This is a genomic window from Mesorhizobium sp. M1342 (assembly GCF_040317955.1).
Taxonomy (GTDB): Bacteria; Pseudomonadota; Alphaproteobacteria; order Rhizobiales; family Rhizobiaceae; genus Mesorhizobium.
The window spans coordinates 52,850-70,000 of the sequence record NZ_JAMYLI010000009.1; the positions used below are offsets into that span (position 1 = coordinate 52,850).

12 protein-coding genes, 1 tRNA gene and 2 rRNA genes (1 of these 15 running past the window's edge) are annotated in these 17,151 nt (G+C 62.8%); 1 reads left to right on the forward strand and 14 read right to left on the reverse strand.

All coding sequences use genetic code 11. The features are described 5' to 3' along the window. Positions 1 to 169: 169 nt before the first annotated feature. Positions 170 to 781: an NAD(P)-dependent oxidoreductase gene (locus NKH06_RS11145; RefSeq protein ID WP_352440804.1), complete on the reverse strand. Its 612-nt coding sequence runs from the start codon at positions 779 to 781 to the stop codon at positions 170 to 172. A 35-nt stretch (positions 782 to 816) separates the two neighbouring features. Next, on the reverse strand, positions 817 to 1,455 hold the full coding sequence (locus NKH06_RS11150) for a DsbA family protein (RefSeq protein WP_352440803.1): 639 nt from the start codon (positions 1,453 to 1,455) through the stop codon (positions 817 to 819). A gap of 131 nt (positions 1,456 to 1,586) precedes the next feature. Here NKH06_RS11150 and NKH06_RS11155 point away from each other — a divergent pair, with 131 nt between their 5' ends. Further along, on the forward strand, positions 1,587 to 2,504 hold the full coding sequence (locus tag NKH06_RS11155; protein WP_352440802.1) for a LysR family transcriptional regulator: 918 nt from the start codon (positions 1,587 to 1,589) through the stop codon (positions 2,502 to 2,504). Between the two features lie 12 nt (positions 2,505 to 2,516). Here NKH06_RS11155 and NKH06_RS11160 read toward each other — a convergent pair whose 3' ends face one another. The 12 genes from NKH06_RS11160 to NKH06_RS11215 form a co-directional block, all read right to left on the reverse strand. Beyond that, positions 2,517 to 4,133 carry a GMC family oxidoreductase gene (locus NKH06_RS11160; RefSeq protein ID WP_352440801.1) on the reverse strand — a complete coding sequence of 539 codons (1,617 nt, stop codon included), beginning with the start codon at positions 4,131 to 4,133 and terminating at the stop codon, positions 2,517 to 2,519. Beyond that, entirely contained in the window at positions 4,130 to 5,644 is a 1,515-nt protein-coding gene (locus tag NKH06_RS11165; RefSeq protein ID WP_128304537.1) for an FGGY-family carbohydrate kinase, read from the reverse strand. The genes NKH06_RS11160 and NKH06_RS11165 overlap by 4 nt, the downstream gene beginning before the upstream one ends. A 22-nt stretch (positions 5,645 to 5,666) precedes the next feature. Continuing rightward, complete coding sequence (locus NKH06_RS11170) at positions 5,667 to 6,509, reverse strand: class I fructose-bisphosphate aldolase (protein ID WP_352440800.1); 843 nt, start codon at positions 6,507 to 6,509, stop codon at positions 5,667 to 5,669. Further along, positions 6,500 to 8,197 carry a glycerol-3-phosphate dehydrogenase/oxidase gene (locus NKH06_RS11175; RefSeq protein ID WP_352893075.1) on the reverse strand — a complete coding sequence of 566 codons (1,698 nt, stop codon included), beginning with the start codon at positions 8,195 to 8,197 and terminating at the stop codon, positions 6,500 to 6,502. Before NKH06_RS11175 ends, NKH06_RS11170 begins: the two co-directional genes overlap by 10 nt. Positions 8,198 to 8,218: 21 nt before the next feature. Beyond that, the gene (locus NKH06_RS11180; protein WP_023812426.1) at positions 8,219 to 9,214 is read right to left on the reverse strand and encodes an aldo/keto reductase; all 996 of its coding nucleotides are present in this window, start codon (positions 9,212 to 9,214) and stop codon (positions 8,219 to 8,221) included. After that, positions 9,211 to 10,191 carry a sugar-binding transcriptional regulator gene (locus tag NKH06_RS11185; protein ID WP_023812425.1) on the reverse strand — a complete coding sequence of 327 codons (981 nt, stop codon included), beginning with the start codon at positions 10,189 to 10,191 and terminating at the stop codon, positions 9,211 to 9,213. Before NKH06_RS11185 ends, NKH06_RS11180 begins: the two co-directional genes overlap by 4 nt. 25 nt (positions 10,192 to 10,216) lie before the next feature. Beyond that, the gene (locus tag NKH06_RS11190) at positions 10,217 to 11,140 is read right to left on the reverse strand and encodes an ABC transporter permease (protein WP_245270382.1); all 924 of its coding nucleotides are present in this window, start codon (positions 11,138 to 11,140) and stop codon (positions 10,217 to 10,219) included. Positions 11,141 to 11,216: 76 nt separating this feature from the next. Then, complete coding sequence (locus tag NKH06_RS11195; RefSeq protein ID WP_352440798.1) at positions 11,217 to 12,752, reverse strand: sugar ABC transporter ATP-binding protein; 1,536 nt, start codon at positions 12,750 to 12,752, stop codon at positions 11,217 to 11,219. A 95-nt stretch (positions 12,753 to 12,847) separates the two neighbouring features. Then, a complete protein-coding gene (locus tag NKH06_RS11200; protein WP_013529471.1) occupies positions 12,848 to 13,879 on the reverse strand; it encodes a substrate-binding domain-containing protein in 1,032 nt (343 codons plus the stop codon). A gap of 834 nt (positions 13,880 to 14,713) precedes the next feature. Then, positions 14,714 to 14,790: transfer RNA gene (locus NKH06_RS11205), tRNA-Met, on the reverse strand. A 226-nt stretch (positions 14,791 to 15,016) separates the two neighbouring features. Continuing rightward, positions 15,017 to 15,131: ribosomal RNA gene (gene rrf, locus NKH06_RS11210) — 5S ribosomal RNA — on the reverse strand. 273 nt (positions 15,132 to 15,404) lie between these two features. Continuing rightward, positions 15,405 to 17,151, reverse strand: a 23S ribosomal RNA gene (locus NKH06_RS11215) (it continues 1,075 nt past the right edge of the window).

A 17,151-nucleotide genomic window follows, 5' to 3' on the forward strand; every position in this document is an offset into this window, starting at 1 on the left:
CCGAAAAGTGAGATCGCAGGCATGACAGCCCAGCATTTGCTTTGCCCAAGGCACCGAGACGGGACGGCGTCGGCACCGATGACCTACCGGGGCGTCGCCGCCCGCGAAATCTTGATGCGGCTGGCGTCGGCCGGCCTCGATTGAGTTCCGGCCGCCACCACCCGTTCGCTCAATAGCCGACGGTGAAGCGCTGCCTGATGTGGGCCGGCTTCTCGATCTCATCGACCATGACGATCGCGTAGTCCTCGAAGGAAATGCTGCTCCCCTTGTCGGAGGCGAGAAGCGTGTCCTTGCCGAGGCGGAATTTGCCGGTGCGCTCGCCCGGCACGAACATCGCGGATGGCGACAGGAACGTCCAATCGAGGTCGCTGACCGTCTTCAATCTGTCGAGAAAGTCGGCGCCCTTCTGCGCTTCTGCCTTGTAGATCGCCGGGAAGTCGGGGCTATCGACCAGCCGCTTGCCCGGTGCGGCTTCGAGACTGCCGGCGCCGCCGACGACGAGATAGCGCTTCACGCCGGAGGCCCGCACAGCGGCAATCAGCGTGTCGGCGTCGCTGTCCAGAAAATGCACCGTGCTGATCACCACATCATGGCCGCGGATCAGATCGGCAAGACCCTGCTCGTCGAAGACGTCGCCCTTCCTGGCCGTCACGCGTGGCAGCGCCGCGATCTTTTCCGGGTTGCGCGCAATGCCGGTGACGGTGTGGCCGCGATCGGAGAGTTCTTTGAGAAGGCGCGAACCAACTGCGCCGGATGCACCAATGAGAGCGACTTTTGCCATGTCTTTCAGTTCCCTTGTTGAAGATTTGCTGGGGATCACGCCGCCGCGATATGGGCGACGAGATTGTCGAAGCTGCCGAACAGTGCGTTCGAACCGATGAGCCGGGGCGCATCGTTGCGGATGACCGCCAGCGAAGGCACGCCATCGGCATGCAGGCGCTGTAACAGCGCGCGGCCGCGGCCGACCATCTCGCGGTAGGCCGTCAGCAATGTTTCGGTCGGCGCCTTGAGCATCTCGGCGGCGTCCGCCATGCCGGCGGCGGCGAGCACCTCGGCCACACCGCCGATCGTCACGACATCGCGTCCATCCACGTAGCGCGCCCGCTGGATCGTCTTCAGCGCGGCAAGCCGGCGGCTGGGATCTTCCAGGCCGGCGGCACTGATACCGAGCGTGGCGGCATGCGAGTCGAGCAGGGTTCCGCGGACGCCAAGGACATTGTGCCGGTAGGCCGGTGTGAACACTTGTCCGGTCAGGCGCTCGATGCGCTGGTCGTTCGCCCAGGCATGGGCGGCAAAACCTTCATCCATCGGACGCGCGCCGGCGCCGGAGAACAGGCCGGTCGGCAGCAGTTCGACGTTCAGGCCGGCGGCCGGCAACCGGTCGAGCATCGGGGTGGCGCCATAGCACCAGCCGCAGAGCGGATCGAAAAGATAGGTCACTTCTGAATTGCTCATAGTCGCTGCCATTCCTGTCCGGCCACCGGACTCATCGAGGCCGTCGCTCGTATGTGGCAGACGGCGGCCTTGCGATAAATGGCGCCCAATTATACAAACTGTCTGATCTGATCATACAAAGGGCAGCCAGCTTGGCCGAACTTCTGAACCTCAATCGGCTGGCTTATTTCACCACGGTGATGGAAACCGGCTCGTTCACTGCCGCGGCCGACCGGCTTGGCGTCGCCAAGGCCGTGGTCAGCCATCAGATCGGCAAGCTCGAAGAGGAGCTGGGCGCAACGCTGCTGCAGCGCACGACCCGGCGTGTCACGCCGACCGAAGAGGGTCGCCTCTTTTATGACCGCGCGATGATCATCCTGCGCGAAGCGGAGGCGGCCTATGGCGAAATCTCGCGCGGAGCCGTCGAACCGAGCGGAACGCTGAGGCTCACGGCGCCACTCGACTACGGCACCAAGATGGTGGCTCCGGTCATGGCGGCCTATCTCAGAACCTATCCGCATATGCGCGTCGAGGCGATCTTCGACGACGCCGTCAGCAATCTGGTGGACGAGCAGATCGATCTCGGCATCCGCGTCGGCTGGCTCACCGATTCCTCGAACCAGGCGCGGCGCCTGGGGACGATCCGGCAGATCGTGGTGGCGAGCCCTGGCTTCGCGGCGAGCCTGCCGCCCGACGTGACGCCGCGCCAGGCAAGATCGCTGGCCTGGGTCGGCAACACCCAGTTGCGCGGCATCGGCCAATGGCTGTTTTCCAGGGACGGCGAAACGGTGCTGACCGAACTCAATCCGGTCGTCATGTGCGACAAGAGCCCCGCCGCCCTGGCTTGTGTGCTCGCCGGCATCGGGCTCGGCGTCTTTCCGGACTACAGCGTCAGCGACGATATCGCCGAGGGGCGACTGGTGCCGGTGTTTGCCGACTGGAGCCTGCCGTCAGGCGGCATCCACGCGGTCTTTCCGCCGGCCAGGTTCCGGCCCGCCAAGGTGCGCACCTTCGTCGATCTGCTCGCGGCGGCCGAGAGACGGCGATCGCGCGGTGTTGCCGCGGCCTGAAGCCGATGGCGGTCAGCGGGCCTCTTGCAGGATCATCTCGGCTGCCTTTTCCGCGATCATGACGACCGGCGAGTTGGTGTTGCCCGAGACGATTGTCGGCATGATCGAGGCATCGACCACGCGCAGCCCGCCAAGCCCGTGAACACGCAGGGCCTCGTCGACCACCGCCATCGTATCCGAACCCATCTTGCAGGTGCCGACGGGGTGGAAAATCGTCGTGCCGATATCGCCGGCCTTGCGGATGAGCTCTTCGTCGCTGTCATACTGCGTGCCGGGCAGCATCTCTTCCGGCGCAAAGCGCGCCACCGCTTTTGCCTTCATCAGACTGCGGACATGGCGCAACGACGCGACGGCCACGCTGCGGTCCCCCTCGGTGGAAAGATAGTTCGGGCGGATCTTCGCCGCCTCCCGCGCATCGGCTGAACCCATGTGCACGCTGCCCCGGCTTTCCGGACGCAGATTGCAGACCGAGACGGTGACCGCGGGAAAGCGATGCAGCGGCTCGCCCAGACGGTCGGTGCTCAGCGGCTGCACGTGATATTCGAGATCGGGCGTTGCGAGGCGTGGATCGCTCCTGGCGAAGATGCCGAGCTGGCTCGGCGCCATCGACAGTGGCCCGCTGCGCTTGAGCGCGTATTCCAGCCCCATCGACGCACGGCTGACCAGATTGTGGTAGCGCTGGTTGAGCGTGGCGGTGTTGGCGACCTTGAAGACGGTGCGAATCTGCAAATGGTCCTGCAGGTTTTCTCCAACGCCCGGCAAGGCATGACGAACATCCAGGCCGATGCTCGAAAGCAGGTCGGGGCGGCCCACCCCCGACAGTTCGAGCAGCTTCGGCGAGTTGATGGCACCGGCCGCAAGGATCGTCTGTCCAGCGCGGATCTGGTGTAGGCGGCCGCCTTGGCGGAAAACCAGTCCGGTGACGCGCCGGCCGTCGAATTCGAGCCGTTCGGTCTCCGCGCCGAGCACCACGCGCAGGTTCTTGCGCCCCGCGATGCCGCGCAAAAACGCCTTCGACGTGTTCCAGCGCACGCCCTTCCTTTGGTTGACCTCGAAATAACCCGAGCCTTCATTGGTGCCGGTGTTGAAGTCTTCGGTGCGCGGAATGCCGAGTTCCTCGGCAGCGTCCCGAAAGGCGTCGAGGATCGGCCACGACAGCCGCTGCCGTTCGACCCGCCACTCGCCGCCACCGCCGTGCATGGCACTCTTGCCGCCGTGATAGTCTTCCGATTTGAGGAAATAGGGCAACACGTCGTCCCAGCCCCAGCCGGCATTGCCGGCCTGCCGCCAACAATCATAGTCGGCAGCCTGGCCTCGCATGTAGATCATGCCGTTGATCGATGAACAGCCGCCGAGCACCTTGCCGCGCGGATAGTTGAGGCTGCGTCCATTGAGACCGGCTTCCGGCTCGGTCTTCATCATCCAGTCGGTGCGCGGGTTGCCCATGCAGAAGAGATAGCCGATCGGGATATCGACCCAGTGATAGCGGTCGCTGCCCCCGGCCTCGAGCAGCAGCACATTGTTGCGCGGATCGGCGGAGAGCCGGTTGGCGAGCACGCAGCCGGCGGAGCCGGCCCCGACGATGACGTAGTCGTAACTGCCGAACGGGGACGGTGGAGCTTCGGTCACGTGCGCGCCTGCTGTCCGGCGATGCGCTCCCACATCGGGGTCATCGCCTGGTTGATCTCGCCGTACAGTCGATACCGCCGTGCATACGCGTCGGCAACCGCCTCGTCAGGCACAAAGTGTCGAGCGGCCGCAGTCATGGCGGCGGCACCTGCGCTGTAGTCCGCGAAGATGCCGACCCCGGTGCCCGCCGCGATCGCCGCTCCCAGCGCGCCGGTTTCGCGGCTGCGCGCCACAGTGACGGGCACGCCGAGCACATCGGCGAATATCTGCGGCCAGACGCTGCTGCGCGAGCCGCCGCCAGACAGCACCACCTGGTCGAAATCGGCGCCCGCTTTGTGCAAGGTCTCGACATGGCGCTTGTGCTCGAAGGCGACGCCCTCGAACAGCGCACGAAGCAGATGTGCTCGGCTGTGCCAGCCGGCGATACCGTAGAAGCCGGCGCGCGCATGGCCATTCTGCTGCGAGCCGTACAGGAAGGGATGATAGATCGGGATGTCACTGTTAGGATCGACTGACGCCACCAGTTCGCTGCACAATTCGAACGGCGACTTGCCGGCTTCGCCGCCATGTTCGAGGAATTCGCGAACGATCCATTCGAGATTGGCGGCCGAGGTGGCACTGGATTCGATCGCCAGATAGCGCTGGCGATCGAAAGTCGACAGCATGAAGATCGAAGGGTCGCGGATCGGTTCGTCGGTGATGACCTGGTTGATGCTCCAGGTTCCGGCGATGACCGAGGCGGCACCGGTTCTGGTCACGCCCGAACCGACCGCGCTGGCGACGACATCGAACAGCCCGGCGACGACAGGCGTGCCGGCGCGCAGTCCCGTCAGGGCCGCCACGTCCTCGCTGACATGACCGGCAATGTCGGCCGATTCCAGCACTGGCGGCAGCAGGTCCGCGCAGTCGCCGAGCCCATAGGCGGCAAGCAGGTCCGGCTCGTAACGCCGATCCCGCATCTGCAGCAGGCCGCAGCCCGACATGTCGGAGGTATCGCTGCTGCGCGCACCTGTCAGGCGGTTGACGACGAAATCCTTGCACAGGAAGACGGTGCCGATGCTGGCGAACAAGGCCGGCGAAAAGCGCTTGAGCCAGGCAAGCAGGGTTGGCGTCTGCGCCGCCCACGGCCGTTGCAGGCAGTGTGCATAGGTGCGGTCGCCGACATTCTGCTCTGCCCATTCGGCAACGATGCCGACCGCGCGTGTGTCGAGCGACTGGATGCCGATCAATGGCGCACCATCGCGATCGAGCGCGTAGAGCCCGTTGCCATGACCGGCGCAGCCGATGGCAACGATCTCGCGGGCGTCGATACCGGCTTCAGCGATGCATTGGGCGATGACCGAAACCGCGTTGCGCCAGAGTTCGTCGAGGTCGCGTTCGACATGTCCGGGCTTTGGCATGGATGAGCGGCCGTCACGAGCGGCGAATGCCAGTTCGCGGCCGGACAGGTCGAAGAGGATAGCCTTGATGACGGTGTTGCCGGCATCGAGACCGAGGATATAGCTTGCCATTGGCGCCTCCCGAGGCCGCAGCCTAAGCCTGGTTGTACAGATCCCAGGCCGTGCCGCCATCGGCATCGTCGTGAATGATCGCCATCAGCCCGCGCACGACGGCGCTCGGGTTGGCATGCTGGTAGATGTTGCGGCCATAGACCATGCCAAGCGCACCCTGTGCCATCAAGGCAGCCGACTTGTCGAACACGGCACGCAGATCCTCCTTGCCGCCGCCGCGCACCAGCACCGGGCAGCGCGCCGCCTCGACGACGCGGTGGAAGTCGTTGGGATCGGTGGTCGGATCGGCCTTGACGATATCGGCACCCATCTCGCGGGCAAGCCGGGTCAAGGTGACGATCTTTTCGGAATCGCCGTCGACCATGTAGCCGCCATGCTCTGCGACCGGCAGCATGGCCAGCGGCTCGATCATCAGCGGCAGGCCGTATTTCTCGCAATCCGCGCGCACGCGGGCGATATTCTGCACGCATTGCCGGAACAGGTCCGGCTCGTCGGGCAGCATGAACAGATTGACCACGACGCAAGCCGCATCCATCTCGATGGCGCCAAGCAAGGGCTCGGCTTCGTTCTGCAGCACCGCCCACATCGCCCGGTGGCGTATCCTGTTATAGGGATTGCCCATGTCGATGCGCATCACCAGCGCCGGCTTGTCCTTGCCCGGCACGGCCTGCAGCAGATCGGCCTGGCCGTAGTTCATCTGGATGGCGTCGGGGCCGGCCTTGACCAGCTGGGTGACGACGCTGGCCATGTCTTCCAGCCCGGCAAGGAAACTCGGCTCGTTGCAGACGCCGTGATCGATGGCGACGTCGAGACAGCGGCCGCCGCCGAACAGACGGTTCATGCGGACTTTCTTGTTTACGCGCATAGGGCGCTCCTTTGATGCGTCTGGAGGTCGATGCCGTGCCGGTCTGCCAGCAAGGCGAGGAAGGTCGAGCGCTCAGTGGCGGCCTCGCTGGTGCTCCAACCCTTGTGCGCCGCCAGCATGTCGAGAACGGCGTTGACGAGGTCGAAGCTGAGGCCACCCGAAATGGCGATGGTGGTGCGGCGCAGGAACAGGTCGGCAACGCACTCGACCTGCTCGCGCTCGATGATGCGCCCGATCTCGCTTGCCGAATAGTCCGACTGCGGCAGCATCTGTTCGCCTGCCGGATGCGAAACGAAATCCCCGGCCGACGTGCCGTAGCGCTGCAGAAGTGTGTGCGCGCGCTCGACCGGCAGGCCATGCTCGCCAGCGAATGATGCGCACCAGACCTGCGGGTCGGCCGGAAAACCACGGCCGCCACCGATGGCCATGTCCTGCGTGCCCTTGCTGCGCGCGAGGCCGAGCCGCTTCAGCGCCATGTCGGCGGCCAGCGCTCCAAACGAACGGAAGGTGGTCCACTTGCCGCCGATCATGCACAACGTCGCCGGCAGATGCCCGTTCGCTTCCACGAACTCGCAAAAGTGATCGCGCGGTATGCGGCTGGTAAAACTGTCCTCGCTGGCCGGCAAAGGACGCACGCCGGCGAAGCGAAACACGATCTGGTTTTCGGCCACTCTGATTGAGGGAAAAACAAAGGCGAGCGACTGCAGGATGTAGCGCTGCTCGTCCGCCTCGCAACGGACCTTGTCCGGATCGTCGACCCGGATGTCGGTCGAGCCGATCAGCACCTTGCCTAGATAGGGAAACAGGATGCAGATGCGTCCGTCCTCGTTTTCGTAATAGACCATGTGGCCGCCGAGCGCGTCGAACAGTTCGCTGTTGTCGACGATCAGATGCGAGCCCTTGGTACCGCCCATCATCGTCTGCGCCGTCGCCCCGATGGCCTTGTTGGTCAGGTCGATCCAGCCACCGGTGGCGTTGATGACCAGTTGCGCCCGCACCGGCAACTTTTCGCCGGTCAGCGTGTCGGTGATGACAAGGCCGTCGCCGGTCGACGACGCCTGAGCGTAGTTCAGGGCGCGCGCGTTCGCCCCGCTCGTCGTGGCGTCCAGCAGCATCTCCAGGCCGAGGCGCTCGGGCCGGCTCACCCAGGCGTCGTAATAGGTCGCCGAATTGCGGATCGCCGGGTTGATCGCCGGCCATGTCTTCAGGGTTTCGGCGCGGCCCCTGAACCGGTGCGTCGGCATCAAACGCCGTGCAGCGGTGAAAAGGTCATACATGGCAAGCCCGGCTTTGATGACCAGCGCCCCGCGCCGGCTGGGCCGCCGCGTCAGCCCCAGGAAACGCACCGCACCGTTGGCGAGACCGGAGAAAATGTCGAAGACCGGCACCGTCGTCGGCAGCGGAGCCACATAGTGCGGGGCATTCCTCAGCAGCCGGTCGCGTTCGAGCAGCGATTCGCGCACCAGTTTGAATTCGCCGTTTTCGAGGTAGCGCAGGCCGCCATGCACCATGCGCGACAGGGCGGCACTGGCACCACTGCAATAGTCGCCCTTTTCCGCCAGCACGACATCGACCCCTTGCAAGGCCAGTTCGCGAAAGACGCTGATGCCGTTGATGCCGCCACCAATGACGAGCACGGCAATGTCCGGCCGGTCGCGCAGACCGGCGATTGTATGACTACGCTTCATCGGGGCTGTTGCCTTTTTTTCTCAGGCATCCATCGCGGTGAGATGTGCGGCTGCCGCGGCGTCGATTGCCGCAAGCTCGCTTGCGGCAAGCGTGATCTCCCCGGCCCGTGCATTGTCGAGCGCCTGCTCAGGATTGCGTGCGCCGCACAGGGCGAAGGTGATGCCCGGCTGGGCGAGCGTCCAGGCGATGACGATCTGCGCCATCGACGCCTGGTGGCTTTCCGCGATCGGGGCGATTGCCTCTTTCAGCTTTGCGACCTTCTGCCGGTTGGCCGTGGAGAAGCGTGGGTTGTCCTTGCGTTGGTCGTCGCCGCCGAATGTGCGCTCAGGGTCGACCGTGCCGGTAAGTAGCCCCAACCCCAGCGACGAGTAGCTGAGGGTGGCAATGTCATGGCGGCGGGTGATCGGCAGCAGGCTGCTCTCGATGTCGCGGTCGATCATCGAATAGCGCTCCTGGATCGCATCGAGCTGGCCGGCATCGATATACTGGCCAAGATCCTCGGCGCTGATGTTGCTGGCGCCAATGGCGCGGATCTTGCCGGCCGCCTTGAGCTTTTCCAGCGCCGCCATCGTCTCGGCGATCGGGGTCGTCGGATCCTGCCAATGGGTGATGTAGAGGTCGATGTAGTCGGTGCCCAGACGCCGCAGGCTCTGCTCGACCTCATAGGCGATGCCATCGGCGCCGAGATAGCGATGCACAGGCTTGTCGTCCTGATCGAAGAAATGGCCGCCCTTGCCCGAATGCCAGTTCAACCCGCATTTGGTCGCGATCACCACTTTGTCGCGCTTGCCCTTGATGGCGGTGCCGACGATCGCCTCGCTGCGGCCAAGACCGTAGGCCGGCGCTGTGTCGATCAGGCTGAGGCCGGCATCGATCGAGGCTTCGATCGCCTTGACCGACTCCTTCTCGTCGGTGCCGCCCCACATCCACCCGCCAATCGCCCAGGTGCCCAGGCCTACAGCCGACGCCGATATGCCGGACTTGCCGATCTGCCGCTGGATCTGTCGAGAATTCATGCTACCTCCTGTTCGGCCAGCTCGAGGATCTGGAGCCCCGTGGCCTCGTCCGTGACGATGGTGTCGAGATGGTTGCCGCGCAGGGCGGCGAGGATCGGCGCGACCTTGCTGGGGCCGCTTGCAATGCCGATCGAGCGCGGGATGGTCGCGAACTCGTCAAGCGTCAACGAGACCAGCGAACGGTTGAGCGAGTAGTTGCAAAGCTTGCCCTGGCGGTCGATGAGATGAGCGAGCAGCTCGCCTGTCGCCCCGGACTTCTCGATCGCCTGGCGATCGGCATTCGAGGACGGATGCAGGTCGTAGTAGCTGGAATCGTCGGTCAGGATGGAGCCGACACCCACCACCGCGACATCCGCCTCGCGCGCCTTGCGAAACACGTCGGCGACGGAGCTGATGCCCATCAGCATTTCGCGCTGCTGCGCGGTGTCGGCAAACAGCGGCGCATGGATCTGGTAAGCGCGGCCGCCGAGCTTGTCGGCCATCAGCGAGGCGACGTGGTTGACGTCGGTATAGTGCTTGCCCTGCACCAGGCCGGTTGCGGGAATGATCTCGACGTCGTATCGGCGCCCCGGCTTGAGACCGGCGACCAGCGCGCTGACGCCCTTGCCGCCGGTGATCGAGATCGTGTCGCCGTCCTTGATGGTGTCGAGCAGCAGCCCAGCCGCCGCCTCGCCGACCCGCTGCAGGGCCGTGTGCGGATTTTCGGAAACCGACGGCACCACCATCGCCCGCTCGATGCCGCCCAGCGCAACCAGCCGCGCTTCCAGGTCGACCAGATGGTCGATCGGCGACTTGATCTTGATCTCGACGAGGCCGAGCTGGTGGCCGCGCTTGATCAGCCGGTTGACCGTCGCGTGCGAGAGGCCGAGTTCCCCGGCGATCTCGGCCTGGGTCTTGCCTTCGATATAATGCAGGACAAGCGCCTGGTGCATCTGACGAACAGCGGCGATGTCGTCTCGGGTGTTGGGAGGGGCCATGGTCTTGCTTCGCCGCCTTTGAGGTTCAGGACTTCTTGCGGTGCAGGAAGTGATCGATCGACACCGCCGCCAGCAGGATGCATCCCTTGATCATGTCCTGCCAATAGACCGAGACATCGAGCAGGATAAGCGAGCTCGTCACCACCGACAGCAACGCCATGCCGAGGATCGCTCCGAAGATGGTGCCCGAGCCGCCATTCAGCGAGGCGCCGCCGATGACGGCCGCGGCGATGATGTTGAGCTCCATGCCGGCGCCGAAGGTCGGCGTCGCCGCGCCAAAGCGCGCCATGTAGATCACACCGGCCAGTCCAGCGAGGGTCGAGCACAGCACCGTGACCCAGAACTTCACCTGATTGGTCCTGATGCCGGAGAACTGCGCGGCCTTCTCGTTGGAGCCGGTGTAGAAAACCTTTCGGAAGGCCGTGGCGCGGCGCAGCAGGAAGTCGAAGATCGCCACCACGACGACGAAGATCAGGATGACATAGGGGATGTTGTTGAAACTGCCCTGGCCGATGGCCTTGAAGGCCGGCGGCAGGGTGAACAGCGACAGCGGCGTGCCCTTGGTGACGACCAGGCACATGCCGCGCACGATGACCATGGCGGCCAGCGACGTGATGAAATGATTGAGGCCTATCACCGTGACGAAGAAGCCCATCGCCGCGCCGATCAGCGCGCTGACGCCTATGCCGATCAGGCTTGCCGTCCAGGGGTCGAGGCCGGCGAGGAACAGCGCACCCGAGACCACCATCGAGAAACATACGACCGAGCCGACGGAAAGGTCGATGCCGCCGACGATGAGCAGGATCGTCATGCCGACGACGACGATCCCTTCGATGGAGAAGCTCATCAGCATGGCGCGGAAATTGCCCCATGTCAGGAAGTGCGGCGAGGCGAAGCTCATGGCGATGCACAGCGCCAGGATGATGACGATCAGCCCGGCCTCGCGCATCGAGGCGAGCTGAGCGAAATTGATGCGCCGCCCGGCGGCCTTGATCTCGGCGTGCACGAGCGCTTCTCCTGATTCCCTAGGCGACATTCTGGGCCTGCCTTTGATTTGAACTATCCTGAACGCCAGAGGCGAGCATGATGATGGCTTCCTCGCCGAGCTCGTCGGCGGTGAGTTCGCCGGCGATCCTGCCTTCGCGCACCACGAGAACGCGGTCGCACAAGCCAATCAGCTCCGGCAGTTCCGACGAGATGACGATGACGCCGACACCGCTGCCGGCAAGCTGGCGCAGCAGCCGGTGGATCTCGACCTTGGCGCCGACATCGATTCCGCGCGTCGGCTCGTCCATGATGATGACCTTGGGACTGACGGACAGCTGCCTGGCGATGGCGACCTTCTGCTGGTTGCCACCGCTCAGCGTCGAGACGGCGGCCTCGATGCCGGCCATGCGCACGCCGAGCCTGCCGGTCAGTTCCCTCGCCTGACGATCCTCGGCCTTGCGGTCGAGCAGGCCGAGGCGCCCGGTGAGCCGGCCGAGGTCGAGCGCGGAGATGTTCGCCGCGATCGGCAGATCGAGGAATACGCCGGAGCCTTTGCGATCCTCAGAGAGATAGACCAGTCCCGCCTTGACCGCATCGCCATAGCCGCGTAGCCGGAGCTGCTTTCCGTCGAGCGCGACGGTTCCAGAGGTCATTGGCCTGAGGCCGCAGACCGTCTGTGCGATCTCGCTGCGACCGGCGCCGATCAGGCCGCCTATGCCCAGGATTTCGCCGGCGCGAAGCTGCAGATCGACGTCGGCGAAGCGGCGCCCATCGGAAAGCCCCTCGACCGAGAGGAGCAGACGCCCAAGCTCTTGCGGCGCCAGCTTGTCGGGATAGAGCTGGGTGATTTCGCGGCCCACCATCTTGCGCACGACATCGTCCGGTGAGACGGCGGCGACCTGATCGGTCGCCACGTAGCGGCCGTCGCGGAAGACGGTGACGCGGTCGCAGAGCGAGAATATCTCGGCCATGCGGTGGCTGATATAGACCACCGAAATGCCACGTTCCTTGAGCCCGCGCACGATCGAGAACAGGCGCTGCGCTTCGCTTTCGGTCAGCGCCGCGGTCGGCTCATCAAGCATCAGCACCTTGCAGTCGAGCGTCAGCGCCTTGGCGATCTCGACAAGCTGCTGGTTGGAAATGGAGAGGTCGGCGACCCTGGTACGCACCGGAATGGGTGCGAGAAGATCCATCACTTTCTGGGCGTCGGCGTAGAGCTTCTGGAAATTCATCAGCGGCGCGCGCCGGCTGTTGATCGCGGCCATGTAGATGTTTTCGGCAACGGTGGCGTCCTGACACAGCGCGATTTCCTGGTGGACAAGCGCAATGCCGAGGCGTTGGGCGGCCGCGGGCGAGTGGATCGAAACACGCTCACCATCGATCAGGATGTCGCCCTCGTCGGGCTGCAATACACCGGCGATCATGTTCATCAGCGTCGACTTGCCGGCGCCGTTCTCGCCGCACAGCGCATGGATTTCGCCGCGCCGCAGCTCGAACTGGACATCGCTCAGCGCCTTGACCGGGCCAAACGCCTTGGACAGGCCGCGGATTTCAAGAATGGGCGCCTGGGTCACGCCATGCTCCTGCGATGCTTGCGGGGAGGAAGGAGGCCGAAGCCTCCTTCCCGGTTGGTCCGGCCTTCCCGAGGCCGGGGCGGTGAGAATCGAGGCTATTCCTCGATGCCCTTGGTGCCGCGACGCTTGAGGTACTTGTCCCAGTAGAAGTCGTCCGCATTGTCCTTGGAGACGATGGAGAAGCCATTGTCGACGAAGGGCACGCTCATCGGGTTGAAGCCCGAACGCTTGGCGTCGTTCATCGGGTCGATCAGGCCGGGATGCTTGGCCATCCACAACAGCATGAAGCCCATATAGCCCTGCATGCCCTGGTTTGGATTGACCGATCCGAAGATCTCGCCGGCCTTGATCATGTCGAGGATCTTGGCATTAACGTCGGCGAGCATGACGCGGATCTTGCCACCGCCTTCCTTGGCGGCCTGGGCAGCGCCGATGGCCGAGTTGGCCTCCGGCATGAACACGGCGCCAAGATCAGGATGCGCCTGCGCCAGGCTCAGAACCGCCTGATAGGCCTTGGTCGGATCCTGGTTCGAAGCGGCGCGGCCGACGAGCTTCATGTCAGGCCATTTGGCTTCCATGCGGGCAACGAACGCGTTGACGCGCTTGTCGTGGTTGTCCTGGCCGGGATTCTCCAGCACCGCATATTCGCCCTTGCCGTCCATCGCCTTGGCAACGGCGTCGGCGGCATAGGTGCCTTCGGCATTGTTGTCGGAGGTGATGTAGGAAACGCGCTTGGAATTCGGCGAGTCGGCGGCGAAGGTCACCACCGCGGTGCCCTGTTCGATGGCGCGATTGATCGGCTCGATGAACGGATCGGAATTCATCGGGTGTACCAGTATGCCGGCAGGCTTCTGCGCCAGCGCCTGGTCGAAGGTCGCGATCTGCTTGTTGACGTCGTATTCCGGCGTACCCGTATAGGCGGTCTCGCAGCCGAACTGCTGGCCGGCCTGCTTGAACATTTCATAGACCGGGAACCAGTATTCGACGCCCGAGACCATGACGTTCATGACGTATTTTTCACCCGGCTCGCATTTGAACGGGTTGGGGGTTTCGGCGCGTACCTGCATCGACCCAAAGCAGGTCGATGCAGCCGCCGCGATTGCGAGCGTGCTCAGAAATTTGCGCAAGTTTCCTCCCTTGGCCGAAGCCATCCTCAATGACCGTCGCAGACGCTCAGCGAGCGCTGCCGTATGGATTTGATGATGCCGACCTTCCTCCGAAAGCCGACGATCGGGACATTACAGCCTCGGCGCATGTTGTCAATATAATTCACATATTGAAATATATTTCACGACCTCCTTCGGGGACCTATACGCTCCGATCGACGAAGCTGGTCGCGGGCCGCCAAGGTGCCGTACGGGCTAGGCAGGGCCTTTCCGGCCTTTGGCCGCGAACCGCGGAGAGTGTGGTTAGAGTATCGGCACCCAGGAGCTCGCGTGGTGCCCTCCCGCCGGCCGCGTCTTTATCGCGTGAAGCCACGATCTTGTCTTTGATAGCATCTATTCCGGGCGCGGCGTGACGCTCTCCATGTCGCTTAGCCAAGAAGTCTGCTGCTGCGTCGGCTTACGGCAGCCTTCGGACCATCCGGCGTATTCCGAGAAGCTTCGGCAGTCCCCCGAATGCGAACGGCCCGCTGGCTGGTGCCTGGGGGACTGTTGTTTGGTGGAGATTGGTTTGCGGGGGACGGGATTGGGTTTTTTGTCCCGCAGCTTGGGCTTCGCCTTGTTGCGGGCGCCTGATCCGGGGCAATCGATGGCCAGCCCAGCCGAACATCAAAACGGCCCGCGGGCTTTGTGCCAGGCGGGCCGTTTGATTACCGCAGATTGGTTGCGGGGACAGGATTGAGTTTTCTGTCCGGCGGCGTCGGCTCCGCTTGCTTGCGGGCGCCTGATGACAGGTTAAATCGCCGGCACCACGGCACAATACAAAAGAGCCCGCACGAGGGCGGGCTCTTTTGTATTTGGTTGCGGGGACAGGATTTGAACCTGTGACCTTCAGGTTATGAGCCTGACGAGCTACCGGGCTGCTCCACCCCGCGTCAACCCTAAGCAAGCGTTTGCTTGCGTTTCTAAGCAAGCGTTTGCTTGCGTTTCCAGGCAAGCGCTTGGTTGCTTTTTTTGTGTAAGCCGAGGCCTACAGATAGGTATATGGCTGACCAAATGAAAGGGCCGCTTACGCGGCCCGTGATCCCTTGGCGGGCCATTTCATAAAGAGAAGATTTCTCTCACATCCGATTGGATGTGAGTTCAACGTGCGTTTGGCAGACCTGGCAGCGACCTACTCTCCCGCGTCTTGAGACGAAGTACCATCAGCGCTGGAGCGTTTCACGGCCGAGTTCGGAATGGGATCGGGTGCAGCCGCTCCGCCATAACCACCAGGTCGGCAAAACGCACGTTGTTCGAGAAGCTTTTTTGAGCGAATAGCCAATAGTGAGTAGCGAATAGGGACCCTATTTGCTGCTTTCTCTGAGCTGTTCGCTGGTCTTTTTTGTGCCTTTACAGTTCTTTTGGTCCTGGCGCCTTTCGAAGCGAAGCTTCGCAAGGTCGACCGACCGTCGGCGCTGATGCGCCGCACCCACGTAGCGCCGCCCGCAGGGCGGAACAAGCGTGAGTGAGAACATCTGACTTTGTCAGATGAGCATAAGGAATGAGAACGATCAAGCCGATCGAACTATTAGTACCGGTAAGCTTCAAGCGTTGCCGCTCTTCCACACCCGGCCTATCAACGTGGTCGTCTTCCACGGTTCTCAGGGAATACTCGTTTTAAGGTGGGTTTCCCGCTTAGATGCCTTCAGCGGTTATCCCGTCCGGATATAGCTACCCTGCTATGCGGCTGGCGCCACAACAGGTCCACCAGAGATCCGTCCATCCCGGTCCTCTCGTACTAGGGACAGATCCTTTCAATATTCCTACACCCACGGCAGATAGGGACCGAACTGTCTCACGACGTTCTGAACCCAACTCACGTACCGCTTTAAATGGCGAACAGCCATACCCTTGGGACCTGCTCCAGCCCCAGGATGCGATGAGTCGACATCGAGGTGCCAAACAACCCCGTCGATATGGACTCTTGGGGGTCATCAGCCTGTTATCCCCGGCGTACCTTTTATCCGTTGAGCGATGGCCCTTCCACGCGGGACCACCGGATCACTATGACCGACTTTCGTCTCTGCTCGACTTGTCAGTCTCGCAGTCAGGCAGGCTTATGCCATTGCACTCAGCGAACGATTTCCGACCGTTCTGAGCCCACCATCGCGCGCCTCCGTTACTCTTTAGGAGGCGACCGCCCCAGTCAAACTACCCACCATACATTGTCCCGGACCCGGATAACGGGCCGCGGTTAGACATCCATAGTAATAAGGGTGGTATTTCAAGGGTGGCTCCACCTGAGCTGGCGCCCAGGTTTCAAAGCCTACCACCTATCCTACACATGCCACTACGAATGCCAATGTAAAGCTATAGTAAAGGTGCACGGGGTCTTTCCGTCTAACCGCAGGAACCCCGCATCTTCACGGGGAATTCAATTTCACTGAGTCTATGCTGGAGACAGCGGGGAAGTCGTTACGCCATTCGTGCAGGTCGGAACTTACCCGACAAGGAATTTCGCTACCTTAGGACCGTTATAGTTACGGCCGCCGTTTACTGGGGCTTCGATTCAGAGCTTGCACCCCTCCTCTTAACCTTCCAGCACCGGGCAGGCGTCAGACCCTATACGTCGTCTTGCGACTTCGCAGAGCCCTGTGTTTTTGATAAACAGTCGCTACCCCCTGGTCTGTGCCACCCTCCTCTACTTGCGTAGAAAAGGGTCACGCTTCTTCCGAAGTTACGCGTGCAATTTGCCGAGTTCCTTCAGCATAGTTCTCTCAAGCGCCTTGGTATACTCTACCAGACCACCAGTGTCGGTTTCGGGTACGGTTTATAAGGAGGAGCTATTTCCTGGAACCACGCAGCAGCCCGTTCAATCCGATAAGATTGGACTACCTCAATGATCCGTCACTACCTCCAAGCCCACGAATATTAACGTGGTTCCCATCGACTACGCGTTTCCGCCTCGTCTTAGGGGCCGGCTAACCCTGCTCAGATTAGCTTTAAGCAGGAACCCTTGGTCTTTCGGCGGGGGAGTCTCTCACTCCCCTTACGTTACTCATGTCAGCATTCGCACTTCTGATACCTCCACCACCCCTCACGGGTATGGCTTCATCAGCTTACAGAACGCTCCGCTACCGCTTGGCCCTTGCGGACCAAACCCTAAGCTTCGGTGTATGGCTTTAGCCCCGTTACATTTTCGGCGCAAAGACCCTTATTTAGACCAGTGAGCTGTTACGCTTTCTTTAAATGATGGCTGCTTCTAAGCCAACATCCTGGTTGTTTTGGGATCCTCACATCCTTTCCCACTTAGC